Genomic DNA, 26,134 nt, shown 5'->3' with positions numbered 1-26,134 from the left:
ACTTCGGGTTTTTCAGACCGTCAGCGGGCCATCCACAGCCGCTGACGGATGACGCTGCGCATCCGGCGCAGCTCCGATGTGGTCAAAGTGGCCGGCGGTTCGACCTGGACGAGACGGTCCATCTCGCTGAAGAAGTCTCGGTCGTTGAGTCCGAATCGCTCGGAGATGGCATGCGAAGAACCGCCCCCGAGTCGATACCACTCCTTTTCGAAAGCCAGCATCTGCTGTTGTTTTGCATCCATGTTCACCACACCCTGCGAATCCTCCTGCCCGCTCTCCAACAGCGAGCATGTCGCCACCATTTCTACACTTGTCGGGCGACAGATATCACTATGTTTTACCGTCGTGTCCCGACTAACTTCAATCGACGAGGCAAATTCCCCGGATCAATCGGACAAACGGTGTCCCACACTCGATTCAACGACCGAGGTTGCCGAAAATTCGACGCGTCTGTCGGACCGGTCAGCGGGTGGCCGCGACCGTGGCGTCGCGGTTGGTCTTTCGGCCCTCGCGGCGATTGGCGCGGACGCTGCTGACGAGCGCGGCCCCGATGAATGCGACGCCGATGAGGCCGGAGACGAGATCGTTGACCTCGACGCGGATGGAGAGCAGCAGGATCACCGCGAGCGCCCCGATTGCCCAGTAGGCGCCGTGTTTGAGGTAGCGGTATTCGCCGAGCGTGCCCTTCCGGACGAGGTAGATCGTGATCGACCGGACGAACATGGCACCGATGAAGCCCAGTCCCAGCGCGATGAGGATCGGGTCCGAGGTGATCGCAAACGCACCGATGACACCGTCGAAGGAGAACGACGCATCGAGCATCTCGAGGTAGAGGAACAGGAAGAACCCGGCCTTTCCGGCGGCCACCGTTGCCGGGGACGGACCCGACGGCGCGGACGCGGCGCGAGTGTGGCCGCGTTGGAACATCGAGCCGAGTCCATCGACGACGATGAAGGTGATCATGCCGAGCAGCCCCGCGACCAGCACCGCCGCTCGAGTGCCGTCGGAGACCAGATATTCGGTCACCGTGATCAGCGCGATCACCGCGATCACGACGGCGAGCTGGTCGAGCCGCCCGAGCTGCGCCAGGGGACGTTCGATCCACGACAGCCAGGTGAGCTGTTGTTTGCTGAACACGAACGTGAGGAACAGCATCAGCAGGAACATCCCGCCGAATGCGGCGATCTCCGGATGTGCCTCGAACAGGATCGTCTCGTAACTCGGATGCCCGTCGGGGAACCGCTCCGCGCCGTCGGGGGGTGGGTTCATCGCCAACCGGAACCCCTCGATCGGGTTGAGTCCCGCGGTCACCCACACGATCGCCAGAGGAAACAGCAGCCTCATGCCGAACACGGCGATGATGACACCGACGGTGAGAAACATGCGTTGCCAGAAAAGGCTCATCCGCTCCAGCACACTGGCGTTGATGACCGCGTTGTCGAAGGACAGCGAGACTTCGAGAATGCCCAGGATCGCGCACAACGCGAGACCGGTCCACCCGAGATAGAGGAACGATGCCGCCAGCGCCCCGACCGTCACAATGGCAGACAGCCCGAAGGTGCGAATGATCACCGCAAACGCTCGGCTTCCCGGGCGAGTGACAGCAGTTCGTCGCCGAGCGAGGTGAGCGTGTCGTGGTCGGCGCGTTCGGTCAGCGCGGTCATCAGGTCCTCGGCGGCGCAGCGCAGTGCGAACATCCGGTCGCCGAAGGACTCGGCCTCCGCGGACGACAGGATCACCGCGTCGGAGGGAATAGATGTGCCCTGCGTGAGCGCTCTCTGTTCATAGGCGCGCTGCCGGCAGGACTGTTTGCAGTACTTCCGACGCCGCCCGAGTTCGGAGTCGAGCATGTTGCGACCACACCACGCGCATGCGTATGGGCGCTGCCGACGGTGATCCACGGCTATGACCGTACCCGCGCGTTTCTCCAGATGCGTATGGTGCCGCGTAGACTGGTGACGTTGAGCGGTGACAGTGCTCCCGCTCGGGTGCTTTGCGTGCCCGATGACATCGCCTGGGAAATGTTGAGAGGAATCATCCATGGCAGATCGAGTACTTCGGGGTAGCCGCCTCGGTGCGGTGAGCTACGAGACCGATCGCGATCACGACCTCGCGCCGCGGCGCATCGTCCAGTACCGCACCGACAACGGTGAGATTTTCGATGTGCCCTTCGCCGACGACGCGGAGGTGCCGTCGAAGTGGCCGTGCAAGAACGGTATGGAGGGCACCATCCTCGAGGGCGCCGAGCCCGAGGAGAAGAAGGTCAAGCCGCCGCGCACCCACTGGGACATGCTGCTCGAACGCCGTTCCGAAGAGGAGCTCGAGGTGCTGCTCAACGAGCGTCTCGAACTGCTCAAGCAGCGACGCAAGGGTGTCACGAACTGAGGTCCGCGAACCGTACGTGAACGGCCGGGTGAGAAATCACCCGGCCGTTTCTCGTCGCTGTGACGCACGCTCGACGCAGCGGTGCGCACGCTCGACGTGGGAGTGCGCACGCTCGACGTGGGGTCAGCGCAAGCCGAGGCGCTCGAGGCGGCTCTGCGCGCCCCAGCGCGCCACCATGACGAACGCCTCGGTCATGACGCCGCCACTCATCTTGGACTCGCCGATCTCACGTTCGGTGAAGGTGATCGGCACCTCGCGGACGTCGAAGCCGGCGCGGACGCTGCGCCAGGCGAGGTCGATCTGGAAGCAGTAGCCGGCCGATTCGACGGTGTCGAGTTCGATCTTCTCCAGGACGGTCCGACGGTAGGCCCGGTACCCGGCGGTGATGTCGTGCACCTTGGCCCCCAGCGCCAGGCGTGCGTAGGTGTTGGCGCCGCGCGAGAGCCACTCGCGGTGCCGCGGCCAGTTCACCAGCCGACCGCCCCGGACGTAGCGTGATCCGATGACGAGGTCGGCGCCGGCATTGACGGCGTCGAGCAGCCGGTGGAGTTGCTCGGGTGCGTGTGAACCGTCGGCATCCATCTCGATGATCACCGCGTAGGACCGCTCGAGCCCCCAGTCGAAGCCGGCGAGATAGGCCTTGCCGAGTCCGTCCTTTGCGGTGCGGTGCAGGACGTGGATGCGGTCGGCCGGGTCGTCGGCGGCGAGGCGGTCGGCGACCTCACCGGTCCCGTCCGGGCTCGAATCGTCGACGACGAGCACGTGGATGCCCGGCAGCGCCGCATGAAGGCGAGCGACGATCGTCGGCAGGTTCTCCCGCTCGTTGAAGGTCGGAATCACCACCAGGGCGCGTTCGCCCTCCGCGCCGACGACCGCCTGCACGTCCTCCGGCGACCGGTTGTTCTCCGAAGTCGGACTACCCAATGCCCCCAAGCTCCTTTGTCTGATTCCTGGGCGCTTCCTGACCGCCGGGCGGAGCCAGATCTGCGGACGCGCCGTCCGTGTCATGCCGACGCGGGCTGCGTGGCCTGAGAGAGAACCTAGTATGCCGGGCCACCGCGTACAAAAGCCCGGCGATCGCGATCACAATCGCAGCCGTCTGCGGCCAGTCCCCGAGTCGGGTGGCGAGCGTCGTGTCGTCGTGCAACGGCAGTCGGGCCGACAACGTTTCCGGGGTGAAAAAGGCGCTCTGCGCGATGATCGTGCCGTCGGGGTCGATAAGGGCGCTGACGCCGCTGGTGGCCGCGACGACGACGGCACGCCCGTTCTCGACCGCCCGGACCTGGGACATCGCCAGCTGCTGATAGGTCATCTCGGTCCGGCCGAAGGTGGCGTTGTTGGTGGGCACGTAGAGGAGCTGCGCGCCGTCCTCGACGGCGTGGCGCGCCGAGCGGTCGAACGCGACCTCCCAGCAGGTCGAGACTCCGACCTGCACCGTCCCGGATCGGCCGGGCACCGTCACCGCCTCCGGCCCGGATCCGGGACGGAAATTGCCGGCCATGTCGGCGTACGACGAGAACATCGAGAAGAACCCGCGCCACGGCAGGTATTCGCCGAACGGCTGGATGATGTGCTTGTCGTAGCGGTCGACCGGGCCGCGTTCCCCGTCCCACACCAGCACGGTGTTGGTGGGCCGACCGTCGGCGTTGCGGACCAACGTGCCCACGAGAATCGGTGCCCCGACCGAGACCGACGCGGCCGTGATCTCCTCGGCGGCGTCGGGGTTGCTCAGCGGTGAGATGTCCGAGGCGTTCTCCGGCCACGCCACGAAGTCGGGCTGCTCGGTACTGCCCGCCCGCACGTCGTCGGCGAGACGCAGTGTCTCGCGGACGTGGTTGTCGAGCACCGCGCGCCGCTGTGCGTTGAACTCCAGACCCAGCCGGGGCACGTTGCCCTGTACGGCCGCGACCTGGGTGTAGGCGGTCGACGAGTTGCGGTCGTCGACCGCGGGCCTCACCGCGAGCGCCACGACGGGGCCCACCACGACCAGCAGGACCGCGACGGCGACGGCGCGCACGACTCCGCGACCGTGCCGGGCGTCCCCGCGCCGCGCCACGACGACGATCTGTGCCATCCATGCGAGCGAGGCCCCCAGCAGCGCGACCGCCGCGGACAGCCCTGGGGCCCCCACCACCGAGGCGAGGGGCAGCAGCGGGCCGTCGGCCTGGCTGAACGCCGCCCTACCCCACGGGAAACCGCCGAACGGGAACGACGAGCGCATCGCCTCGACGAGGACCCACGACACGGTGAACCAGATCGGCGGCACGGGCAGCCGCATCGTCAGCCCGGCGATGACCCCGAACAGCGCGAGGTACGCGGACGCGGCCGCCGCCAACGCCAGCCACGGGAGCGGACCGACGTAGACACCGACCCACGGCAGCAACGGGACGAAGAACGACAGCCCGAACACGAAGCCGAGCCATGCACCCATCCGGGCCCGCGGACGGCCGACGCCGAGGACGGTGGCCAGCACGCCCAGCGACACCACGGCGAGGAACCAGAGGTTGCGGGGCGGGAAGGCCGCCCACATCGCCACCCCGGCGCCCACCGCACCCGCGGTGCGGATCGCCGGGTCGACCCATTCCGACCGCGTCGAGATCACGCGGTGTCGCCGTCGAACAGCACGGCACCGCGGTGCACGGTCCGCACACACCGCGGCAGGCGGGCGCCGAGGGAGATGTCGGGTAGCGCGGGAACCCGCGAGCGCGGGTCGGTCGACCAGCGCTGGACGCTCTCGTGCGATCCGGCGACGACGAGATCGTCGACCTCCCACACCGCATAGCTGGCCGGCGCGCCGGGCACAAGGGTGCCGGTGAGTCCGTCGTTGACACCGCCGGCCCGCCAACCGCCGCGGGTCGCGGCGGCGAAGGCGCCGCGCGCCGACACCGCGTTGCGCGGCTGATGGTGATGCACCGCCGCGCGGACCGCGGCCCACGGGTCGATCGCCGTCACGGGGGCATCCGAGGAGAACGACAGCACCACGCCCTCGCGGGCCAGCGATGCGAAGTTGTTGAGACCGGCGGCGCGCTGCTCCCCGAGCCGCTGCACGTAGAGGTCGTCGGGTCCGCCCCATTCGGCGTCGAACACCGGCTGCATGCTCGCGACGACCCCGCAGGAGGCCAACACCGCCGCCTGGGTTGGCGACACCATCTCGGCGTGTTCGACCCGGTGCGCCGACCGGGCCAGCGCCGGGGTGCCCAACTCGGCGGCCAGCTCCGCGAAGGCCGCCACGACCGACGCCGTCGCCGCGTCGCCGATCACGTGGAAGCCGGCCTGCACGCCGAGGGCGGTACACGAGCGGATGTGCTCGCGGATCGTCTCGTAGTCGAGGTAGCAGAAACCGGTCTGGGCGGGATCGTCGTGGTAGGGCTCGGTGAGCCACGCGGTGTGCGAGCCGATCGCCCCGTCGACGAACAGGTCACCGGCCAGCCCGTCGGCCCGGCTGATGGCGAGCAGTTCGCGGGCGTGGTCGGGGTTCTCGACGGCCTGCCCCCAGTAGCGGCGGACCTCGACGGGATGATCGAGGTCGGCCAACGCGAGGAAATCGTCGAGGCCGCTGATGTCGGGTCCGCCGTTCTCGTGGACGGCGACCACCCCGTGCGCGGCGGCGTGATCGAGGGCCAGACGCTGCGCTCGGGTGCGCTGGGCGGCGCTGACGAGTTGCCGCGCCGCACCGCGCACGAGGTGATGTGCCTCGGCGACGAGCGGTTCCTCGGGGTGGTGGCCCGCGGCGGTGTCGAGGTCGGGCACGAGGCGGCGCAGCGCCGTCGAGGCCACCGCGGAGTGTTCGTCGATCCGCGCGAGGTAGACGGGCAGGTTGCCGACGACCGCGTCGAGTTCGGTCGTCGTCGGGAAACGACGCTCGTCGGGATCGGCGCCGTGCCAGGCCGAGTCGTCCCAGCCGAGCCCCCAGATCAGCTCACCGAAGTGGGCGTCGGTGGCGTGGGCGGCGACCCGGCGCAGGCAGTCGGACCTGCCGGTGGCGTCGTGGAGGGTGAGCCCGGCGAGGGCGAGTCCTGTGGACGTCAGGTGCACGTGCGAGTCGACGAATCCGGGCGCGACGAAGCGGCCGTCGAGGTCGGTGACCTGCGCCTCGGGGTGCAGGGCGCGGCCGACGTCGTCGCTGCCCACCCACACGACGGTGCCGTCGGTGACGGCCATCGCGGTGGCGTCGGGCGCAGCGGGCGTGTACACGACCCCGCCGAGGAGCAGTTCGGTGGTCACGATCTGACAGTCTGCCCTGCCCGCCGCCGGAGCGGTCAGTGACCCCGAGGCAGCTCCCGCTGAGTCTGGTCCGGTTGAGTCTGGTCGGGTGTCCGCACCGCAGTGCCGTCGACATCAGTCACGGTGGTGCCCTCGACATCCACGATGGTGCCGTCGATGACGGTTCCCGCGACGAAGCCGCGAGTGGTGTACAGCCCCGCGCGGGTCATCGACGCGGTGAACCGCTTGGCCCCGACGGCGACCACCGCCGGGCGCAGCAGCTTGCGGACCGGCGGTGCGAGCATGATCACCCCGACGACGGTCGACACGATCCCGGGGACCACCAGCAGCAGGCTGGACGCGGCCAGCAGCGCCGTGTCGATCAGCGGGTCGCGGGGGTCGACCTCGTTACGGGACGCGCGGCGCAACTCCGCGAAGACCTTGCGGCCGGTACGTTGCAGCAGGAGGAAGCCGAAGAAGGCCGCGAACAGGGTGATCAGGATCGCCCACGCGAAACCGAGGAAATACCCCATCGCCACGAACGCGCCGATCTCGATCGCGAAGTAGGCGAGGACATAGAAGGGTCGCATGTCGGTGTCCGCCTTTCTGACCGGCCACAGCGCCGATCGTCTCACCACTCAACGCTCGGACGTCCGATTTTTCTCCCGGCTCTGGTTCCTGCCTACTCCGCGCGCCCCTCGATGTCACCCTCGGTCTGCAGGTAGACCGCACGCAGCTGCTCGAGCATCTCTGCCGGCGGTGTCGCCCACATATCGCGCTCGACGGCCTCGAGGAGGCGTTCGGCGATGCCGTGCAACGCCCACGGGTTGGACTGCGTCATGAACTGCCGGTTGGTCTCGTCGAGGACGTAGGACTCGGTGAGCTTCTCGTACATCCAGTCGGCGACGACGTCGGTGGTGGCGTCGTAGCCGAACAGGTAGTCGACGGTCGCCGCCATCTCGAAGGCACCCTTGTAGCCGTGGCGCTGCATCGCCGAGATCCAACGCGGGTTGACCACGCGGGCGCGGAACACACGGCTGGTCTCCTCCGACAGCGTGCGGGTACGCACCGAGTCGGGCCGGGTGCTGTCGCCGATGTAGGCGTCGGGCGAGTTGCCGGTCAGCGCGCGGACCGTGGCCACCATGCCACCGTGGTACTGGAAGTAGTCGTCGGAGTCGGCGATGTCGTGTTCGCGGGTGTCGGTGTTCTTCGCGGCGACGGCGATGCGCCGGTAGGCGGCGCGCATGTCGTCGACGGCGGGGACACCGGCGAGGTCGCGGCCATAGGCGTAGCCGCCCCATTCGGTGTAGACCTGTGCGAGGTCGGCGTCGCCACGCCATTCGCGGGAGTCGATGAGCTGCAGCAGCCCGGCGCCGTAGGTGCCCGGTTTGGACCCGAAGACGCGGGTCGTGGCGCGGCGCCGGTCTCCGTGCTCGGCGTGCGCGGCCCGGACATGGGCGGCGACGAAATTCTGCTCGTCGGGTTCGTCGGCGCCGGCGGCGAGGGCGACCGCGTCGTCGAGCATGGTCACCACATGGGGGAAGGCATCGCGGAAGAATCCGGAGATGCGGACGGTCACGTCGATGCGGGGTCGGCCGAGTTCGGCGAGGTCGATGAGTTCGAGGTCGACGACGCGTCGCGACGCCTCGTCCCAGACCGGCATGACGCCGAGCAGTGCGAGGACCTCGGCGATGTCGTCGCCGGAGGTGCGCATCGCACTGGTACCCCACACACTCAGTCCGACCGACGCCGGGTAGTGCCCGTGCTCACCGAGGTAGCGGTCGAGCAGCGAGTCGGCCAGCGCGCGACCGGTCTCCCAGGCCAGCCGCGACGGCACCGCCTTGGGGTCCACGGAGTAGAAGTTACGGCCGGTGGGCAGCACGTTGATCAGGCCGCGCAGCGGTGAGCCGCTGGGCCCGGACTCGATGAAGCCGCCGTCGAGGGCGTGCAGCACCTGGGCGATCTCGCGGTCGGTGCCGCGCAGCCTCGGCACGACCTCGCGGGCGGCGAAGTCGAGGACGTCGGCGACCGCCGGCGGTTGGCCAACGGCGGCGTCGGCGATCGCCTCGGCGGTCCACTCCCCCTTCGCGCAGGCCTCGACGAGGGCCCGGGCGGTGTGTTCGATGTCGTCGACGTCGGTGCGGGCCGCGGAGCCGTCCTCGTCGAGGCCGAGTGCCTCGCGCAGGCCGGGCAGCGCGTGGGCGCCGCCCCACAGCTGCCGCGCCCGCAACATCGCCAGCACCAGGTCGACCTCGCCGTCGCCGGCCGGAGCCTGACCGAGCACGTGCAGCCCGTCACGGATCTGTACGTCCTTGATCTCGCACAGCCAGCCGTCGACGTGCAGCAGCATGTCGTCGAAGACGTCCTCGTCCGGCCGTTCGGACAGGCCGAGGTCGTGATCCATCTTCGCCGCGGTCAGCAGGGTCCAGATCTGCTGGCGGATCGCGGGGAGTTTGGCGGGGTCGAGGGCGGAGATGTTGGCGTGCTCGTCGAGGAGCTGTTCGAGCCGGGCGATGTCGCCGTAGGACTCCGCGCGGGCCATCGGCGGGATCAGGTGATCGACGAGGACGGCGTGGGCGCGCCGTTTGGCCTGGGTGCCCTCGCCCGGGTCGTTGACCAGGAACGGGTAGATGAGCGGGACGTCGCCGAGTGCGGCGTCGGTGCCGCAGTCGGCCGACATGCCCAGCGTCTTGCCGGGCAGCCATTCGAGGTTGCCGTGTTTGCCGACGTGCACGATCGCGTCGGCGCCGAAACCGGCGATGTCGGTGGCCCCCTCGCCGCGCCCCGTCAGCCACCGGTAGGACGCCAGATAGTGGTGCGAGGGCGGCAGGTCGGGGTCGTGGTAGATCGCCACCGGGTTCTCGCCGAAGCCGCGGGGCGGCTGCACCATGAGCACGACGTTGCCGAACCGCATCGCGGCGACGACGATGTCGCCGCCGGGGTTGGTCGACCGGTCGACGAACAGCTCACCCGGCGGTGGCCCCCAATGTCCGGTGACCGACGCCCGGAGAGTCTCGGGAAGCGTGGCGAACCATCGTCGGTAGTCGGCCGCCGGGATCCGGATCGGGTTGGCGGCCAGGGTCTGTTCGGTGAGCCAGTCGGGGTCTTGTCCCCCGGCCTCGACGATCGCGTGGATCAGGGCGTCGGAATCGTCGGCGGCCAGGCCGGGGATGGCATCGGGACCGTCGCCGGGCCCGATGTCGTAGCCGGCGGCGCGCAGCGCGTGCAGGAGGTGCAGCAGGCTGCGCGGGGTGTCGAGGCCGACCGCGTTGCCGATGCGGGCGTGTTTGGTCGGGTAGGCCGACAGCATCAACGCGATGCGCCGGTCGGCGGGCGCGATGTGCCGCAGCCGGGCGTGCGCGACCGCGATGCCGGCGACCCGCGCGCAGCGTTCCGGGTCGGGCTGATACCAGGGCAGGCCGTTGTCGTCGAACTCCTTGAACGAGAACGGCACGGTGATGATGCGGCCGTCGAACTCGGGGACCGCGACCTGGGTGGCGACGTCGAGCGGCGAGAGCCCGTCGTCGGTGGCCGCCCAGTCGGCGCGGGAGCCGGTCAGGCACAGTCCCTGCAGGATCGGGATGTCGAGGGCGGCGAGGCGTTCGATGTTCCAGGCGTCGTCGTCGCCGCCGGCCGACGCGGTCGCCGGTGTCGACCCGCCCGCGGCGAGCACGGTCACGACCAGCGCGTCGGCGGTGCCGAGCAGCTCGACGAGGTCGTCGGGGGCGGTGCGCAGCGAGGCGCAGAACACCGGCAGCGCGCGGGCGCCGCGTTGTTCGAGGGCCGCGCACAGAGCTTCGACGTAGCGGGTGTTGCCGGCCAGATGCTGGGCGCGGTAGTAGAGCACCGCAACCGTCGGTGCGTCGTCGACGAGGGCGGTGACCGGTTCTCGCTCCAGGACACCCCAGGTCGGAGTCTGGCGCGGCGATTCGAACCCGAGCCCGGTCAGCAGGATCGTGTCGGACAGGAAGTTGTGCAGGTTCGCCAGGTTCTCGACACCGCCCGCGGCCAGATAGTTGTGTGCCTCGGCGGCTACGCCGACCGGTGCGGTGGACTGCGACATGAGATCCGGGTCGGGTTGCTGTTCGCCGGAGCAGACGATGACCGGTTTGCCGGTGGCGGCGACCGCGGCCAGCCCGTCCTCCCAGGCACGTACCCCGCCGAGGATCCGCACGACGATCAGGTCGGCGTCCGCGGCGAGACCGGCGACGTCGTCGACGAGGATGCGTGCGGGGTTGGCGCCGGTGAAGTCGGCGCCGCTCGCGGCGGCGGTGATCAGGTCGGTGTCGGAGGTCGAGAGCAGCAGGATCACGGTGGTTCTCCTCACGGGATGGCGCGCCCGGGGTGCACGGTCGGAGCGGGTACCGGGCTGCAGGTCTGACTTGGATGAACCGGTTCCGGTCCACCGTCACAGTGGCGCGACCGCGCCGGACTTTCACCGGCTTCTGCTGCTCGCGGTGCGTTCAGCCTAGCCGGACCCGACGACACGTCCGGACGGCCATACGCTTGGAGGGTGAGCCAGTCCCATCGCACCACCGCCGACCGCTGCCCCGGGGTGTTCAGCACACATCTCGCCGCCGACGGCGCGGTCGCGCGGGTCCGACTGCCGGGCGGACGGATCCGGGCCGACCAGTTGCAACTGCTCGCGCAGGCCGCGGCCGCGTACGCCGACGGGTTCCTCGAGATGACCGTTCGGGCCAACCTGCAGTTGCGCGGCATCGCCGACACCGACGCGGTCGCCGCCGCCGTCATCGACGCCGGGCTGGCACCGAGTTCCACCCATGACAAGGCACGCAACATCGAGGTCAGCCCGCTGACCGGACGAATCGGCGGACTCGCCGATGTCCGGCCGATCGCCGATCGGCTGGACGAGCTGCTTCGTGCCGACCCCGCCGGTGCGGCGCTGTCGGGGCGGTTCCTGTTCGGGATCGACGACGGGCGCGGCGACATCGTGGCTCGTCACCCCGATGCCGGAGCCCTCATCGTTTCGGTGGACCCGAAGGGCGCACCGTTGGCCGGAATCCGCGTCGGCGACGTTCCGGTCGGGACCGCAGAGGGTGTCGACGCCATCGCCCGGGCGTTGTTGTCGACCGCCGAGGGCATCGTCGAGATCGCGCCGGATGCGTGGCGGGTGGGTGATCTGTCCGCCGAGGAGCGTGCCGCGTTGGAGGCCCGGGTCGGCGAGCGCCTCGGTCCGGCCGACGACAGTTCCCCCACCGACCGTTCTCCCACCGGCCGTTCCGCCGCCGAACCGGCGGGTGCGGGCGAACCCATCGTCGGGTGGTTCGAACAGGACGACGGGCGGGTCCTGCTCGGCGGCGTCGTCGAACACGGTCGCATCCCGGCGCGCCTGGCCGAGTTCCTGGCTGCGATCGAGGCGCCGATCATCATCACCCCCGACCGCGAGATCCTCCTCTGCGACCTGACCGAACAGGTCGCCGAGACGGTGGTGCGGGTGCTCGCGCCGATGGGGCTGATCTTCGACGCCGCGTCGCCGTGGGCCCGGGTCAGTTGCTGCGTCGGCGCCCCCGGCTGCGCGAAGGGGCTCGCACCGGTCCGCGACGACCTGGCCGAGCGGGTGCGCGTCGGAGAGCCGGTCACCGACCGCGAACACTGGGTGGGCTGCGGGCGGGCCTGCGGATCGCCGGCGGGGCCGCACCTGCGTGTCGAGGCGCTGCCCGACGGCGGATACACCTCGCACCGTCGCTAGGCTTGCTCCCACCATGACCGACTACCTGCGTGACGGCGCCGCGATCTACCGTCAGTCGTTCGCGACGATCCGCGCCGAATCCGATCTGTCCGCCTTCGCCCCCGACGTCGCCGGGGTGGTGGTGCGGATGATCCATGCCTGCGGGCAGACTGACCTCCCCAGCGATGTCGTGGCGACCGAAGGGGTCGTGCGGGCCTCGCGCACCGCGCTGGCGGCCGGTGCGCCCATCCTGTGCGACGCGTCGATGGTGGCCGCCGGCATCACCCGCAAACGGCTCCCGGCCGACAACGAGGTCCGCTGCCATCTGTCGGAACCGTCCCTGCCCGATCTGGCCGAACGTCTGGGGACGACGAGAACCGCGGCAGCCCTGCAGTTCTGGCTGCCCGACCTCGAGGGGGCGGTGGTGGCCATCGGCAACGCGCCGACGGCGCTGTTCGCGCTGCTCGACATGATCGACGACGGCGCGCCGCGGCCGGCCGCGATCGTCGGCGCCCCGGTCGGGTTCGTCGGCGCCGCCGAATCCTGTGCCGCCCTGGCGGCCCGCGACGACCTGGAGTTCATCACGGTGACCGGCCGCCGTGGTGGTTCGGCGATCACCGCGGCCGCGGTCAACGCGCTGGCCAGTTCGGAGGAGTGACGAGGTGGCGGGCAAACTCTGGGGTGTCGGACTGGGACCCGGTGACAGCGAGCTGGTCACCGTGAAGGCCGCACGGGTGATCGGCAGCGCCGACGTCGTCGCCTATCACTGTGCGCGACACGGTAACAGCATCGCCCGATCGGTGGCCGAACCCTATCTGGCCGGCGGGCAGATCGAGGAACGGCTGATGTATCCGGTGACCACCGAGGCCACCGATCATCCGGGCGGCTACGACGGTGCGTTGCGCGATTTCTACACCGAGAGCGCCGAACGTCTGGCCGAGCATCTCCGCGCCGGTCGCGACGTGGTACTGCTCGCCGAGGGTGATCCGCTGTTCTTCAGCTCCTACATGCACATGCACAAACGCCTCGTCGGCGAATTCGACGCCGAGATCATCCCCGGTGTCACGTCGGTGAGCGCGTCGTCGGCGGCGTTGGCCATCCCACTGGTGGAGGGCGAGGAGACCCTCACCGTGGTGCCCGGCACGCTCCCCGAGACCGAACTCGTCGCCCGGTTTCGGGCCGCTGACGCCATCGCGGTGCTCAAACTCGGTCGGACCTTCACCCGGGTCCGCGAGGCGCTGGTGAGAGCCGGGCGCGCCGACGAGGCCTGGTATGTCGAGCGCGCGTCGACCGCCGTGCAGCGGGTCGCACCCCTTTCCGAGGTCAATCCCGATGAGGTGCCGTACTTTTCGATGGTCGTCGTGCCGGGGGCGCGGAACAATCCGCGGGCCGCACGACCCGACGACACCGCTGCCGGTGAGGTCGTCGTCGTCGGGCTGGGGCCGGGAGCGCAGGAGTGGACGACACCGCAGGTGCACGCCGAGTTGGCGCGCGCCACCGACCTCGTCGGCTACAAGACATATCTGGCGCGGATCACTCCGCGGCCCGGTCAGCGCGTCCACGCCTCCGACAACCGGGTGGAGGCCGAGCGCGCCGAGTTCGCCCTCGACCTGGCGTCGCGGGGTGCTCGGGTGGCGGTCGTGTCGTCGGGTGACCCGGGGGTGTTCGCGATGGCCACCGCGGTCGCCGAGGTCGCCGGCGAACCGCGCTGGCACGACGTCGCGGTGCGTGTCGCGCCCGGGATGACCGCGGCGAACGCGGTCGCCGCGGCTGTCGGTGCTCCCCTGGGCCACGACTTCGCGGTGATCTCCCTGTCGGATCGGCTCAAACCGTGGGAGGTGATCGCCGAACGCATCCGCCACGCGGTGGCCGCCGACCTCGTCATCGCGGTCTACAACCCCGGCTCGCACAGCCGCAACTGGCAGGTCACCGCGCTCAAGGAGCTACTGCTGGAATCGGCGTCGGCCGACCGTGTGCTGGTTCTGGGGCGTGATGTCGGCGGCCCCGAGCAGAGCCTGACCACCACGACGGTGGGCGCGTTCGATCCCGCCACCGTCGACATGCGCACGCTGCTGATCATCGGGTCGTCGTCGACGACGGTTGTGTCGCGCTCGGGCGGCGACCTCGTCTACACCCCGCGCCGCCACGACGGCTGAGGCGTCGAGGCCGGGCACGACTCAGGAGTCCTTCAGCTTCGGCGCGGCATACTACGACCGATTCCCGACGACGATCGAGGGAGCCCGGATGAAGTGGTCTGATCGTGTCTGCGTCATGGCGACCGTCGCATTCGCGGCGTCGGCGACGCTCGCCCTCGGGGCGGGCGCGTCGTCGGCGGCGGCGGTGACGGACTCGCGACCCGGGGTCGTCGAGGCGACACCGGCCGCTCCGCCACCACCACCGGGAGCACTCATCGCGGCGTTCGCGAACAACCAGCTGACGTATTGCTCCCTGATCTGTCCACACATCATCTACGGCGTGGTCGAGGTACCGGGCGCGCTGGTCCGCTCGCCGTCGGTGTACTCCGCGGCACTGGCACGGACCGGATCGGTCGACCGGTCGAGGGGTATCGCCGCGGCGTCGGTGACCGGACCGTCGAGAAGGGCGATGGCCGGGATCATCGACAACGACCTCAATCTGGTGCTGCCGCGCGCCCAGAACGCGCTCGAGGTGGCGACCGTCGAAGTGCTCAACGTGGTCGACACCGCCCGATCGGGCGCCGGTCCGGGCGCGGTCGGCAAGGCCGTCGACGCCGGGCGAACCAGGGTTCTCGAGGCACTCAACGCGCCGATCGTGCCGAATCCCCCGCAGATCGCGGTGCCGACCACCCCGGCGCAGGAGTCGGCGCTGGCGACCATCGACGTCGGATCGGCCGTGCTGTTCCAGGCACCGGAGATTCTCCTCGTCGGAGCAACCGAATCGGCGGATGTCGCCGCGAAGGAGCTGGCCACCTCCGGCGACATGAACCGCGCCCGGGCGGCGGGGGCCGCCCGCCTCGACGGTTTCGTCACCCAGGCGCAGAACGCGATCGCCCGAGCGCTGAGATGAGTCGGTGTCGACGCTGCTTGCCATCCGCGTGACCCGCCCATCGCGTCAATCGCCATCCGCCACCAGATGACTGGTCAGCAGCACCATCGCGGCCATCGATCCCGACGTCGCCACCAGGAAGTCCGCGCCACTCGCGCCACCATCGACCAACACCGACCACACGGTCGCCGATACCGACACGGCGATCACGGCCCACGCCGACCGCCGTATCAGAGTCCGTTGCAGCGGCGACTGCGCCGCCACCGAGACGATGACCAGGTAACCGACGAGGTTCAGGCTCGCGACCACGACACCGAACACCAGGCGGTGCGGGACTCCGGCGACGACGGGCAGCAGCACCGACGCGAGCGTCACGAGCGCTCCCACCAGCGCCAACACGATCGCCAGGACACGCTCGCGGCTGTCCTTGTCGGCGAGCCCGCCGCGGTCCGGATCATCGTCGTCCGTCATGCTCCCGTCCTCAGCCCGCCCCGTCGACTGCGCACCCCACTGCGTCGACCGTGCACACCACTGCGTCGATCGTGCACACCACGCGAGCGCCCGGCCCGCCATGCAGACATCGGGAGTTGATCAGTTGGGTGTGCACTCCCGCGCGGATGCACGATCGACGACCTGGCGTGCACGATCGACGGCCTCACGTGCACGGTCGACGCGGTGGCGTGCACGATCAACGGGGGTGGGGGGTGTGGCGGGTGAGCCAGGCCACGGCGTCATCGACCGAATCCACCGTCTCGCCCACCGCGGGTTCGGCCGGCCGTTGCACCATCACGACGTCGACGCCGAGTTCGGCGGCGGCCACGAGTTTCGCCCGAGTGAGCTCGCCGCCGCTGTTCTTGGTGACCAGCGCGTCAATCCGGTGCTCGCGCAACAGGGTCCGCTCCCCCGCCAGATCGTAGGGACCACGTGAGGCGAGCAGACGATGGTGCGGGGGCAGATCCGCGGTCGGCGGATCCACGACCCGGATGAGGAACCAGGCGTCGGCGATGTCGGCGAACACCCCCACGTCCTGACGGCCGGTGGTGAGGAACACCCGGCCGCCGCGTTCTCGGACGGCCTCTGCGGCCGCGCCCATGTCCGCCACCATCTCCCAGCGGTCGCCGGGCCCGGGCGCCCACTGCGGGCGCCGCAGCCGCAGCAGCGGCGTGCCGAGCTCTGCCGCGGCCCGCGCGGCATGCTCGGTGATGGTGGCCGCGAACGGGTGGGTGGCGTCGATGACCGCGGCGACGTCGTGCTCCCGGATCCACTCGCGCAGTCCGTCGGTGCCACCGAAACCGCCGATCCGCACCTCGCCGGCCGGAAGCCGTGGCCGCGCGACCCGTCCGGCGAGCGAGCTGATCACCGGCACACCGTCCGCGACGAGGCGGGCGGCGAGGTCGCGGGCTTCGCCGGTGCCGCCGAGCAGCAGGATCGGGCGGTCAGTCATCCGCGCCCCGTGGGTCGGTGCGCAGCTTCCTCATCCGCGCCTGCGAATAGAGGTAGCTGTCGGTGATGGCGGGATGTGCGGTCGGGTCCAGGACACGCCCGACGAAAATGACCGCGGTGCGCCGGACACCCGCCCCGGCGAGCGCGGCGGGTAGCTCACGCAACGGGCACCGCAGGATCTGCTCGTTCGCGCGGCTGGCGAACGCGACGGTGGCCGTGGGACAGTCGGGGCCGTAGTGCGACGTCAGCGCGTCGACGATCTCCTGGGCTCGGTGAGCCGCGAGATGCAACGCCATCGTCACCCCGGTCTGCGCGAGCCGGGCGAGTTGTTCGCCGTCGGGCATGTCGGTCGACAGCGTGGACACCCGGGTGATCAGCAGGCTCTGGCCCACGCCCGGCACGGTCAGCTCGGTGCCGAGGGCGGCGGCGGCCGCCGTGAATGCCGGGACGCCGGGCACGACCTCGACCCGGATGCCGCGGGCCGCGAGTTCGCGGCGCTGCTCGGTCATCGCCGAGTACAGCGACGGATCCCCCGAATGCAGCCTCGCCACATCGTGTCCCGCGGCGTCGGCGGCCACGATGTGGTCGACGATCTCGCCGAGCGGCATGCGGGCGGTGTCGATGAGGGTGGCGCCGTCCGGACAGCGCTCGAGCAGTTCGGCCGGAACCAACGAGCCCGCGTACAGGCAGGTCCGGCAGCGGGTCAGGATCTCCGCGCCGCGCAGTGTGATCAGGTCGGCGGCACCCGGACCCGCACCGATGACATAGACGGTCACGGCTTGTCCACCACCCACTGCACGATCGGCAGCGACGGCCGCCAGGTGGTCATCGTGCCCAGCGGTGCGGCCGTCTCGATACCGTACCGTCGCAGCGACCCGCCATGGCGCGCATACCAATCCGCCAGCAGGGTCTGGTTCTCGAGGGTGACCGCGTTCGCGACGAGGCGGCCCTCGGTCATCAGCGCCGTCCACGCCGCGGTCAGCACCTCGTCGGACAGGCCGCCGCCGATGAAGACGCTGTCCGGTGGCGGTGCGTCGGCGCAGGCGTCGGGTGCCGTGCCGCGCACGGTGAGGCGGTCCGCCACTGCGTGGGTGCGGGCGTTGGACAGCAACCGGTCGGTGCGCGCGATGTCGCGTTCGAACGCCACCACCCGGCCGGTGGGCGCGGCACGCAACCATTCGATCGCGACACTGCCCGAGCCGGAACCGATGTCCCACAACAACTGTCGATGACTCGGTGCGAGCGCGGACACGGTCAGCGCGCGGATCGGTTGTTTGGTGAGTTGGCCGTCGTGGGCGAAGGCGTCGTCGGGCAGTCCGGGTGCGGTGCTGCGGCGCGGGCCGACGCATGAGATCGCGACGATGTTGAGCGGGTCGCCGGGCGGTTCGGCCCAGGTGCGGGCCACCCCGCGCACGACGCGTTCGTCGGGTCCGCCCAGCTGTTCGAGCACGGCGACCGACGACCAGCCGAAACCGTTGGCGTTCAGCAGTCCTGCGATCGCCGCGGGTGTGGTCTCGTCGCGGCTGAGGACGAGCAGATCGCGACCGTCGGTGAGCGCGGCGGCGACGGTGTCGACATCGCGGGTGACGGTGGTGAGGATGGTGGTGTCGGCGAGATCCCAGCCCAGCCGGGCACACGCCAGGCTCGCGCTCGACACCCCCGGGATCACGTGTACGCGTTCGGCACCGACGGTGCGCACGATCGTGGTGCCCACCCCGTGGAACATCGGGTCACCGCTGGCGAGGATGTGGATGTCGTCGTCGGGGTCGGAGTTCAGGACCTGCCGCAGATGCTGAGACATCGGTGAGGTCCAGGCGCATCGCTGTGCGGGTCCGGCCGGGATGAGCTGCAGTTGGCGGTGCGAGCCGTAGACGACGCGCGCGCGGGTGAGTTCGTCGCGGGCCCGGCTGCCAAGCCCCTCCCACCCGTCGGCCCCGATACCGACGACGACGAAACGCCCGGTCATCGCGGCAACCGCCGCCAGATCGCGCGCGGCAGCAGGCGCATCCCGAAGAAGACCGGACGCAGCACGGCCGGAATCCACACCTCGGTGCGCCCCTTGCGGTAGGCGCGCGCGACGGCGTCGGCGACCTGATCGGCGTCGACCGCGAACGGGGCGGGTGTGGTGCCCGACGCCATCAGATCGCGGGTCATCTCCCCGACGACGAAGCCCGGCCGCGCCAGCAATAGCCGAACTCCACTGCGGTGTAGGGCATCCGACAGTCCGCTGGCGAAGCCGTCCAGCCCGGCCTTGGTGGAGCCGTAGACATAGTTGGCCCGGCGCACCCGGATACCCGCCACCGACGAGAACACCACGATGGTGCCCCAACCCTGGTCGCGGAGCTCGTTCGCGAGCGGGGTCAGCACACTGATCTGCGCGAGGTAGTCGGTGTGGGCGATCTGCAGCGCGTGAGCGACGTCGGTCTCGGCCCGCGCCTGATCGCCGAGGATGCCGAACGCCACGATCGCGGCCTCGACCGGCCCGTACTCGGCCACCAGCGACCGGATCAGGTCGGTGTGGCCGTCGGTGTCGTCGGCGTCGAAGGCGACGGTGTGGACCGCGGTGGCGCCGGCCTCGAGGATGGTGGCCTTCTCGTGTTCCAGATCCTCGGGTCGCCGGGCCGCGAGCACCACGACCCGGCCCGCGGCGAGTCGTCGCACCAGCTGCACCCCGATCTCGCTGCGTCCGCCGAACAACAGAATGGATCCGGTGGTCGCTCGCTGGGCCATGGGAAGCAGTATCGCATCGGCCGCTAACGTGACATCCATGACCCGCACCGTCGCCGACCTTGGCCCGACCGCAGCCGATTTCCTCGCCGAACGGCACCTGGCCACGCTGGCCACCCTGCGCGCCGACGGTACACCGCACGTCGTCGCGGTCGGTTTCACCTGGGATCCCGACGCCGGGCTGGTGCGGGTGATCACCTCCGACGGCAATCAGAAGGTCCGCAACGTCGAACGCGGCGCGTATGCGGCGGTCAGCCATGTGGACGGCCCGCGATGGCTCACCCTGGAGGGGCCGGCGGCGGTACGCCGTGAGCGTGAACGCATCGTCGAGGCCGAGCGCCGCTACGCCGACCGGTATCGCGAGCCCAAACCGAATCCGCGGCGTGTGGTCATCGAGATCGAGGTCAGCCGGGTGCTGGGGTCGGCGACGCTGTTGGGTTGAACCCCGCTACAGCACGATCAGGTCGTGGGGTCGGGTGTTCAGCGACTCGCACCCGTCGTCGGTGACCACCACGATGTCCTCGATGCGGGCCCCCCACGCGCCGTCGAAGTAGACGCCCGGTTCGACGCTGAACGCCATACCGGGTCGCAGGGCGACGTCGTTGCCGCTCACGATGTAGGGCTCCTCGTGTACCGACAGGCCGATGCCGTGACCGGTGCGGTGGATGAACCGGTCGGCGAGCCCCTGCCCGCGCAACAGATCCCGCGCTACGGCGTCGACGGCCTCGGCGGTGATGCCGGGGCGGACCGCCGCGACCGCGGCCGCCTGCGCCTCCTGCAACGCCGCGTAGGCCTCGGCCACCTCGGCGGGCGGCGCGGCGAAACAGTAGGTGCGGGTGGAATCGGAGTTGTAGCCGGGGTCGACCGGCCCACCGATGTCGATGACGACGATGTCGTCGGGTTCGATGACGCGGTCGGAGAACTCGTGGTGCGGGTCGGCACCGTTGGGTCCGGAACCGACGATGATGAACGCCGCCTCGGTGTGGCCCTCCGCGAGGATCGCCGTGCGGATGTCGTCGGCGACCGCGCGCTCGGTACGGCCGGGCCGCAGCCAGTCCCCCATCCGGGCGTGGACGCGATCGATCGCCGCCCCGGCGCGCCGCAGCGCGTCGATCTCGCTGTCGTCCTTGATCATCCGGAGTTCCCGGAGCACACCGGTGGCCAGCGAGGGGGTGGCCCCGACGCGTTCGGCGACCGGGATGACGTGCAGTGCCGGCATGGTGTCGGAGACCGCGACCTTCACCGAACCCGACAGTCCCGACAGGGCGAGGGCGTAAGGATCCTCGCCGTCGACCCAGGCCGCGACCTCGATCCCGAGGTCGGCGATCGCCGAGTCGCGCACCGACGCGAGTTCCAGGCGCGCCACGACGAGCCGCGGATCTCCCACCGCCGGGATGACGAGGGCGGTGAGCCGTTCGAAGGTGTCCGCCCGCGACCCGGTGAGGTAGCGCAGGTCTGGGCCGGTGGAGACGAGGATGGCGTCGAGGCCGGCGTCGGCGGTGAGGCGTCGGGCGCGGTCGAGGCGGTGGCGGTAGACGTCGGATGCGAACCGGTAGGTCATCCCCGCAGCCTACGCGGGGGATGACAGAGTTGAGGTATGGCTGGTTCGCTGATGCTCCTCGACGGGGCGAGTCTGTGGTTTCGCTCCTTCTTCGCGTTGCCGGAGAAGATGGCGTCACCAGACGGGCGGCCGGTGAACGCCGTCCGCGGCTTCCTCGACACCATCGCGACACTCGTCACCCGCGAGCAGCCGACCCGTCTGGTGGTGTGCCTGGATCTGGATTGGCGTCCGGCGTTCCGGACCGAATTGATCCCGACCTACAAGGCCCATCGGGTCGCCGAGGAGGCCCCGCACACCGGTGACAGCGGGGACTCGACCGCGGTGGCCGTCGATGTCGAGGAGGTCCCCGACACGTTGACACCGCAGGTCGACATGATCGTCGATGTGCTGCGCTGTGTCGGGATCGCGACGTCGGGGGCGGTGGGCTGTGAGGCCGACGACGTCATCGGGACCCTCGCCTTCGACGAGACCTCTGACCCGGTGGTGGTGGTCAGCGGAGACCGGGACCTGCTTCAGGTGGTCGCCGACGACCCGGTGCAGGTGCGGGTGCTCTATGTCGGCCGTGGCCTGGCCAAGGCGGAGATGATGGGACCGGTCGAGGTCGCCGAGAAGTATGCGGTGCCCGTCGAGCGGGCGGGGATGGCCTATGCGGAGATGGCGATGTTGCGGGGCGATCCGTCCGACGGTCTGCCGGGGGTGCCCGGGATCGGCGAGAAGACCGCCGCCAAGCTGATCACCGAGTACGGGAATCTCGACGCCCTGCAGGAGGCCGCCGCCGACGATGCGTCGTCGGTGCCCACCCGCAGCCGCAAAGCCCTTGTGGCGTCGTCGGATTACCTGCAGGCGGCGCGGACGGTGGTGCTGGTGCGCACGGATGCGGAGACGATCGACAGCACCGCCGACGACAGCCTGCCGGCCACCCCGGCCGACCCCGCGGGGCTGGCCGACCTGGTCGAGGAACTCGGTATCGGCGGTTCGGTGTCGCGGCTGGCCAAGGCTCTTGGCTGGCCCCAGGTCGGGTGACGCGCCCGGCGCCCCGAGACCGAGGGATCAGCTCGAGGGCCGGGAGACCTCGTAGGTGCCGCTGTTGTCGACGAAGGTCACCGTGACCGACTGCTTCTGCCCACTGATGGTGACCGTGCAGGTGAAGGATTCGCCCTCCTTGACGCGCTGGCCGGACGGGCAGGACACATCGGACACGTCGGTCGCCTGGTAATCGGTGGTCAGGATCTTCGCGACGCCGGCCTCCACCGCGTCCTGCGACAGCTTCTTGGGTGCCCATCCGGGCACCCAGAACGCGGTGATCAGCACGATCGCGGCAATCAGGAGCGCGACGACGCCGCCGAGGATCAGCAGGGTGCGCGTGCGGCCCTTGTCGGGTGTGGTCGTCATCGACGAGAACTGATCCCCGCTGCCGTACTGCCCGTAGGGCGGCTGGCCTCCGTACATGGGTGCCGTCGGCTGACCGTACGGTTGCTGCGTCGTCTCCGGCTGACCGTACGGTTGCTGCGTGGTCTCCGGCTGACCATAGGGTTGTTGGCCGTATGGTGGTTGCTGCCCGTAGGGCTGCTGTTGCTGCCCGTAGGGCTCTTGTTGAGAACCCGGCTGGCCGTAGGGCTGCTGTTGCGGAGCCGGCTGACCCCAGGGCTGTTGCTGCGGCTGACCCCAGGGCTGTTGCTGCGGCGCCGGCTGGCCGTAGGGCTGCTGTCCGGTCGGCTGCTCACCGTAGGGCTGCTGTTCGTAGGGCTGTTGCTGCGGACCCGGCTGCGAATAGGGCTGCTGTCCGTAGTGCGGCTGTTCGTACGGCGGCTGTTCGGGCGGCGTGGCACCCGACTCCTGCGGTGATGATCCGCTCGGATCGGACGGATTGTGCGGTTCGCTCATGGTCTCTCCGCTCTGTCCGGTGACGGACACAGGCTCGCCTGGACACGTGGCCGGTGAGCCTCGTCGGATGTGTCGCCGACGGTGCGCACACCGTCCCCACCCGTCTCCCGACCGCGAGGAGAAGGTTACCTCACGCTCGGACGACGATCCCTCAACCGCCCGGGCGTGACGCGGGCACAGCCGTTCAGGCCCCGAGCTCGGCGGCGACGACCCCGCGCCGGATCGACGACACCGCAGCCCGGGCCGAGTCCGCGAGCCGGGTGTCGGCACCGACACCGAGCCTGATCTGCTCGAGCAGATCCACCACCATGCGGTTCCAGCGGACGAAGTCGCCCGGCGACAACAATTGCCCCCGCTCACCCGCGGCGGCCAGCGACTCCGTCAGTGACCGTCCGGACGCCCACAGCGACACCGCCACCGAGAAGCCGGTGTCGGGTTCGCGCGTCGGCGCGATGCGGTGACGCGCCTCGACGACGGTCACGTCACGCCATATCTCCACGGTCCGCGCCAGGGCGTTGCGCAGCGCCGCATTGCCCGGCATGGCGTCGGCACCGGCGAAGCTCTCACGCCGTGTCTCGAATACCATCGCCGCCACCACTGCGGCGAGCTCGTGCGGTGCGAGACCATCCCACACCCCGCCCCGGATGCACTCGGTGACCAGCAGGTCGCTCTCGCTGTAGATGCGGCTGAGCAGCTGACCCGCGGCGGTGACCTCCGCACGCGACTCCCCCGACTTCGTCGATCGGACCTCGAGATAGCCCAGCTCCTCGAGAACCCCGACGATGTGCGAGAACATCACGCCGAGCGTCGAGGTCCGCTCGCCGATCACCCGCTCAGCCGACACGATCTCGCGGACCACGCGGTTGCGGCGTTCGGCGAGTCGGAACAGCTCGTCGTTCCCGTCAAGACGGTGTGCCGGGTGAGCCCGCAACGCCCTCCGCAGCCGCGCGAGCTCACGGTCGTCGGCCGCCGCGGCACGCTTCTTCGACCGCCCGCGGGGTGCCTCGATCCCGGTGGAGCGCAATGCAGAGGCGAGGTCGCGGCGGCCGCGTCCGGTGCGGCGGTCCACCTGCTTGGGCAGCCGCATGTTGCCCAGCACCTCGGGCGGGTTGACGAAGTCCCGGGCGCCGACCCGCCCGCACCACGCGTCCTCGGAGAGCACCAGCGGTTTCGGATCGGCCGATTGGGCGGCCGCCTCGAGCACCACCGCCAGCCCTCGGTGCCGACCGCCGTGCAGCCCGATCACATGGCCGCGTTTGAGAGCGGCGAGGTCGGCGAGCGTGGACCGGTTGTCGGCGGCACGCCGCTCCGATTTGAGGTCGCGTTCCCGTCGCCGGATGTCCTCCCGCAGCTGGACGTAGCCGAGGAATCCGGCGTACGGCTCGTCGTCGGTCGCGTCGTCGCCCACCGGTCCACCCGGTTCGAGTCCGCGGTTCTCGGCGGCGCCGGCGAGGTCGACGTCGAGTTTGCGCAACCGGCGACGCGCCTCGTCGACCTTGCGGGCCTGACCCACCACCGAGCGGTCGGCCTGGAACTGCGCGAACGACCGGTTGAGCAGTTCCCGCGACCCGTCCAGACCCAGCCGGCCGATCAGGTTGACCGCCATGTTGTATTCCGGCTGGAACGAGCTGCGCAGCGGGAAGGTGCGAGCCCCGGCGAGGCCGGCGACCTGCTCGGGAACCGCCTCCGGGGTCCACACCACCACGGCGTGTCCCTCGACGTCGATACCGCGTCGCCCGGCGCGGCCGGTCAGCTGCGTGTATTCGCCGGGCGTGAGATCCACGTGCGCTTCGCCGTTGTATTTGACGAGTCGTTCCAGCACGACGGTTCGGGCCGGCATGTTGATGCCGAGCGCCAGCGTCTCGGTCGCGAACACCATTTTCACGAGACCGTGAGTGAACAGCTCCTCGACCGCGTGGCGAAACGTCGGCAGCAATCCGGCATGGTGGGCGGCGAATCCGCGACGCAGACCCGCACGCCACTCCGCGACACCGAGGATGTCCTCGTCGGCCGGGGACAGGTCCGCGATATGACGGTCGACCACCTCGTCGACCGCGTCCATCTCCTCGGGCCCCAGCAGGCTCAGGCCCGACCGCAGGCACTGCTTCAGGGCGCCATCGCAGCCGGCGCGGGAGAAGATGAAGCCGATCGCCGGCAGCAACCCCTCACGATCGAGGCGGGCCACCAGGTCCGGACGCGACGGGGGGCGGGTGCCGCCGCGTCCGGCACCGCGGCCGGCCTGCCCGTCCCGGCCGCGGCGACGGTCGTCGCGGCCGTCGTTCAGCAGGATGCGATTGCGGATGTAGCGTTTGAGCTCCGGATTGACCTCCGCACGGCGCGGGCCTGCAGGGCCGGGCGGTGCGGCCGGATCGAAGAGGTCGAACATGCGGGAGCCGACCAGCATGTGCTGGGACAACGGGACCGGCCGGTGTTCGTCGACGATGACGGTCGTGTCGCCCCGCACCGTCTGGATCCAGTCCCCGAACTCCTCGGCGTTGCTGACCGTCGCCGACAGGCTGACCACCCGCACCTCCGGGTCGAGGTGCAGGATCACCTCCTCCCACACGGCACCGCGGAAGCGGTCGGCCAGGAAGTGCACCTCGTCCATCACCACATGCGTGAGACCGCCCAGCGCCCGCGAGTTCGCGTAGATCATGTTTCGCAGCACCTCGGTGGTCATCACGACCACCGGGGCATCCGGGTTGATGGAGTTGTCCCCGGTCAGCAGGCCGACTGAGGTGGCCCCGTGCACAGCGGCGAGGTCGGCGTACTTCTGGTTCGACAACGCCTTGATCGGCGTGGTGTAGAAGCATTTCGTGCCGCCGGTGAGCGCCAGGTGAACTGCGAACTCGCCGACGATCGTCTTGCCGGCACCGGTCGGGGCGCAGACCAGGACGCCGTGGCCACCCTCGAGTGCGGTGCAGGCACGGTGCTGGAACTCGTCGAGGCGGAAGGCGAGCCGTGCGGTGAACTCGTCGAGTCGGGTCACAGGATGTCGTCGAAGGTGTCATGGTCGCGGACGGAGGTCCGCGCGTCCCGGGTCTGGGCGCTGCCGGGCTGGGCGCCCGGCATCCGACGGTTCGGCTCGATACGCGAGGCGACCGGGGCCGTGCTCGTCGGCGGCAGCGGGCTGGCCTGGTCATCGGGAATCGACGACCAGTCCGGCGTGTTGCTCACCCGCCGCTTGTCGTGGAATCGGGTGAACTGCACGGCCAACT

23 protein-coding genes and 1 pseudogene are annotated in these 26,134 nt (G+C 70.1%); 7 read left to right on the top strand and 17 right to left on the bottom strand.

Features of this window, described 5'->3' with window-relative positions:
* Positions 1 to 20 precede the first annotated feature (20 nt).
* The 3 genes from GORHZ_RS14390 to GORHZ_RS14380 all read right to left on the bottom strand — a co-directional run bounded on the left by GORHZ_RS14390 (position 21) and on the right by GORHZ_RS14380 (position 1,850).
* Positions 21 to 242 carry a DUF3263 domain-containing protein gene (locus GORHZ_RS14390; RefSeq protein ID WP_040532033.1) on the bottom strand — a complete coding sequence of 74 codons (222 nt, stop codon included), beginning with the start codon at positions 240 to 242 and terminating at the stop codon, positions 21 to 23.
* Positions 243 to 462: 220 nt separating this feature from the next.
* Entirely contained in the window at positions 463 to 1,572 is a 1,110-nt protein-coding gene (locus tag GORHZ_RS14385) for a DUF475 domain-containing protein (RefSeq protein ID WP_006334171.1), read from the bottom strand.
* A complete protein-coding gene (locus GORHZ_RS14380; RefSeq protein WP_006334170.1) occupies positions 1,569 to 1,850 on the bottom strand; it encodes a hypothetical protein in 282 nt (93 codons plus the stop codon). The genes GORHZ_RS14385 and GORHZ_RS14380 overlap by 4 nt, the downstream gene beginning before the upstream one ends.
* A gap of 190 nt (positions 1,851 to 2,040) precedes the next feature.
* On the opposite strand from GORHZ_RS14380, the gene GORHZ_RS14375 reads away from it, so the two are divergent.
* On the top strand, positions 2,041 to 2,385 hold the full coding sequence (locus GORHZ_RS14375) for an RNA polymerase-binding protein RbpA (protein WP_006334168.1): 345 nt from the start codon (positions 2,041 to 2,043) through the stop codon (positions 2,383 to 2,385).
* A 123-nt stretch (positions 2,386 to 2,508) separates the two neighbouring features.
* Here the strand turns inward: GORHZ_RS14375 and GORHZ_RS14370 are convergent, their stop codons facing one another.
* The 5 genes from GORHZ_RS14370 to cobN all read right to left on the bottom strand — a co-directional run bounded on the left by GORHZ_RS14370 (position 2,509) and on the right by cobN (position 10,900).
* A complete protein-coding gene (locus GORHZ_RS14370; protein ID WP_006334167.1) occupies positions 2,509 to 3,309 on the bottom strand; it encodes a polyprenol monophosphomannose synthase in 801 nt (266 codons plus the stop codon).
* A complete protein-coding gene (gene lnt / locus GORHZ_RS14365; RefSeq protein WP_085948709.1) occupies positions 3,302 to 4,915 on the bottom strand; it encodes an apolipoprotein N-acyltransferase in 1,614 nt (537 codons plus the stop codon). The genes GORHZ_RS14370 and lnt overlap by 8 nt, the downstream gene beginning before the upstream one ends.
* A 68-nt stretch (positions 4,916 to 4,983) precedes the next feature.
* Complete coding sequence (locus tag GORHZ_RS30570; RefSeq protein WP_006334165.1) at positions 4,984 to 6,609, bottom strand: amidohydrolase; 1,626 nt, start codon at positions 6,607 to 6,609, stop codon at positions 4,984 to 4,986.
* 35 nt (positions 6,610 to 6,644) lie between these two features.
* Positions 6,645 to 7,178 carry an FxsA family protein gene (locus tag GORHZ_RS14355; protein ID WP_006334164.1) on the bottom strand — a complete coding sequence of 178 codons (534 nt, stop codon included), beginning with the start codon at positions 7,176 to 7,178 and terminating at the stop codon, positions 6,645 to 6,647.
* A 92-nt stretch (positions 7,179 to 7,270) separates the two neighbouring features.
* Positions 7,271 to 10,900, bottom strand: a complete 3,630-nt coding sequence (cobN, locus tag GORHZ_RS14350; RefSeq protein WP_006334163.1) for a cobaltochelatase subunit CobN — start codon at positions 10,898 to 10,900, stop codon at positions 7,271 to 7,273.
* A 201-nt stretch (positions 10,901 to 11,101) separates the two neighbouring features.
* Here cobN and GORHZ_RS14345 point away from each other — a divergent pair, with 201 nt between their 5' ends.
* The 4 genes from GORHZ_RS14345 to GORHZ_RS14330 all read left to right on the top strand — a co-directional run bounded on the left by GORHZ_RS14345 (position 11,102) and on the right by GORHZ_RS14330 (position 15,322).
* A complete protein-coding gene (locus GORHZ_RS14345; protein WP_006334162.1) occupies positions 11,102 to 12,298 on the top strand; it encodes a ferredoxin-like domain-containing protein in 1,197 nt (398 codons plus the stop codon).
* A gap of 13 nt (positions 12,299 to 12,311) precedes the next feature.
* Positions 12,312 to 12,935, top strand: coding sequence for a precorrin-8X methylmutase (locus GORHZ_RS14340; RefSeq protein ID WP_006334161.1), 624 nt, complete (start codon positions 12,312 to 12,314; stop codon positions 12,933 to 12,935).
* 4 nt (positions 12,936 to 12,939) lie between these two features.
* Positions 12,940 to 14,433 (top strand): precorrin-2 C(20)-methyltransferase, encoded by a 1,494-nt coding sequence (locus GORHZ_RS14335; protein WP_006334160.1) that lies wholly within the window; start codon positions 12,940 to 12,942, stop codon positions 14,431 to 14,433.
* Between the two features lie 88 nt (positions 14,434 to 14,521).
* Positions 14,522 to 15,322, top strand: a complete 801-nt coding sequence (locus tag GORHZ_RS14330) for a hypothetical protein (protein WP_006334159.1) — start codon at positions 14,522 to 14,524, stop codon at positions 15,320 to 15,322.
* Positions 15,323 to 15,367: 45 nt separating this feature from the next.
* Here the strand turns inward: GORHZ_RS14330 and GORHZ_RS14325 are convergent, their stop codons facing one another.
* From GORHZ_RS14325 to dprE2, 5 genes are all read right to left on the bottom strand, one after another.
* Entirely contained in the window at positions 15,368 to 15,772 is a 405-nt protein-coding gene (locus GORHZ_RS14325) for a hypothetical protein (RefSeq protein WP_006334158.1), read from the bottom strand.
* A gap of 217 nt (positions 15,773 to 15,989) precedes the next feature.
* Positions 15,990 to 16,745 (bottom strand): cobalt-precorrin-6A reductase, encoded by a 756-nt coding sequence (locus GORHZ_RS14320; RefSeq protein WP_006334157.1) that lies wholly within the window; start codon positions 16,743 to 16,745, stop codon positions 15,990 to 15,992.
* Positions 16,738 to 17,520, bottom strand: a complete 783-nt coding sequence (gene cobM / locus GORHZ_RS14315) for a precorrin-4 C(11)-methyltransferase (protein WP_006334156.1) — start codon at positions 17,518 to 17,520, stop codon at positions 16,738 to 16,740. Before cobM ends, GORHZ_RS14320 begins: the two co-directional genes overlap by 8 nt.
* On the bottom strand, positions 17,517 to 18,710 hold the full coding sequence (locus GORHZ_RS14310; protein WP_006334155.1) for a bifunctional cobalt-precorrin-7 (C(5))-methyltransferase/cobalt-precorrin-6B (C(15))-methyltransferase: 1,194 nt from the start codon (positions 18,708 to 18,710) through the stop codon (positions 17,517 to 17,519). Before GORHZ_RS14310 ends, cobM begins: the two co-directional genes overlap by 4 nt.
* Complete coding sequence (gene dprE2 / locus GORHZ_RS14305; RefSeq protein WP_006334154.1) at positions 18,707 to 19,474, bottom strand: decaprenylphospho-beta-D-erythro-pentofuranosid-2-ulose 2-reductase; 768 nt, start codon at positions 19,472 to 19,474, stop codon at positions 18,707 to 18,709. Before dprE2 ends, GORHZ_RS14310 begins: the two co-directional genes overlap by 4 nt.
* A 37-nt stretch (positions 19,475 to 19,511) precedes the next feature.
* Between dprE2 and GORHZ_RS14300 the strand changes: the two genes are divergently transcribed.
* Positions 19,512 to 19,913 (top strand): pyridoxamine 5'-phosphate oxidase family protein, encoded by a 402-nt coding sequence (locus GORHZ_RS14300; RefSeq protein ID WP_006334152.1) that lies wholly within the window; start codon positions 19,512 to 19,514, stop codon positions 19,911 to 19,913.
* A gap of 6 nt (positions 19,914 to 19,919) precedes the next feature.
* Here GORHZ_RS14300 and GORHZ_RS14295 read toward each other — a convergent pair whose 3' ends face one another.
* A complete protein-coding gene (locus GORHZ_RS14295) occupies positions 19,920 to 21,032 on the bottom strand; it encodes a M24 family metallopeptidase (RefSeq protein WP_006334148.1) in 1,113 nt (370 codons plus the stop codon).
* A 51-nt stretch (positions 21,033 to 21,083) separates the two neighbouring features.
* Between GORHZ_RS14295 and GORHZ_RS14290 the strand changes: the two genes are divergently transcribed.
* Complete coding sequence (locus tag GORHZ_RS14290; protein WP_040532028.1) at positions 21,084 to 22,055, top strand: 5'-3' exonuclease; 972 nt, start codon at positions 21,084 to 21,086, stop codon at positions 22,053 to 22,055.
* Positions 22,056 to 22,082: 27 nt separating this feature from the next.
* On the opposite strand, the gene GORHZ_RS14285 is transcribed toward GORHZ_RS14290, so the two are convergent.
* The 3 genes and pseudogenes from GORHZ_RS14285 to GORHZ_RS14275 all read right to left on the bottom strand — a co-directional run.
* Positions 22,083 to 22,916, bottom strand: a complete 834-nt coding sequence (locus GORHZ_RS14285) for a DUF4333 domain-containing protein (protein ID WP_040532027.1) — start codon at positions 22,914 to 22,916, stop codon at positions 22,083 to 22,085.
* A gap of 184 nt (positions 22,917 to 23,100) precedes the next feature.
* Positions 23,101 to 25,905, bottom strand: coding sequence for a DEAD/DEAH box helicase (locus GORHZ_RS14280; RefSeq protein WP_006334144.1), 2,805 nt, complete (start codon positions 25,903 to 25,905; stop codon positions 23,101 to 23,103).
* Positions 25,902 to 26,134: pseudogene (locus GORHZ_RS14275) on the bottom strand (twin-arginine translocase subunit TatC); the annotation flags it as partial. The pseudogene GORHZ_RS14275 and the gene GORHZ_RS14280, both read right to left, overlap by 4 nt.

Source organism: Gordonia rhizosphera NBRC 16068 (genome assembly GCF_000298195.1).
GTDB lineage: Bacteria > Actinomycetota > Actinomycetes > Mycobacteriales > Mycobacteriaceae > Gordonia > Gordonia rhizosphera.
The sequence above is the reverse complement of the archived record's forward strand: the minus strand, read 5'-3'. Positions and strand labels throughout refer to the sequence as shown.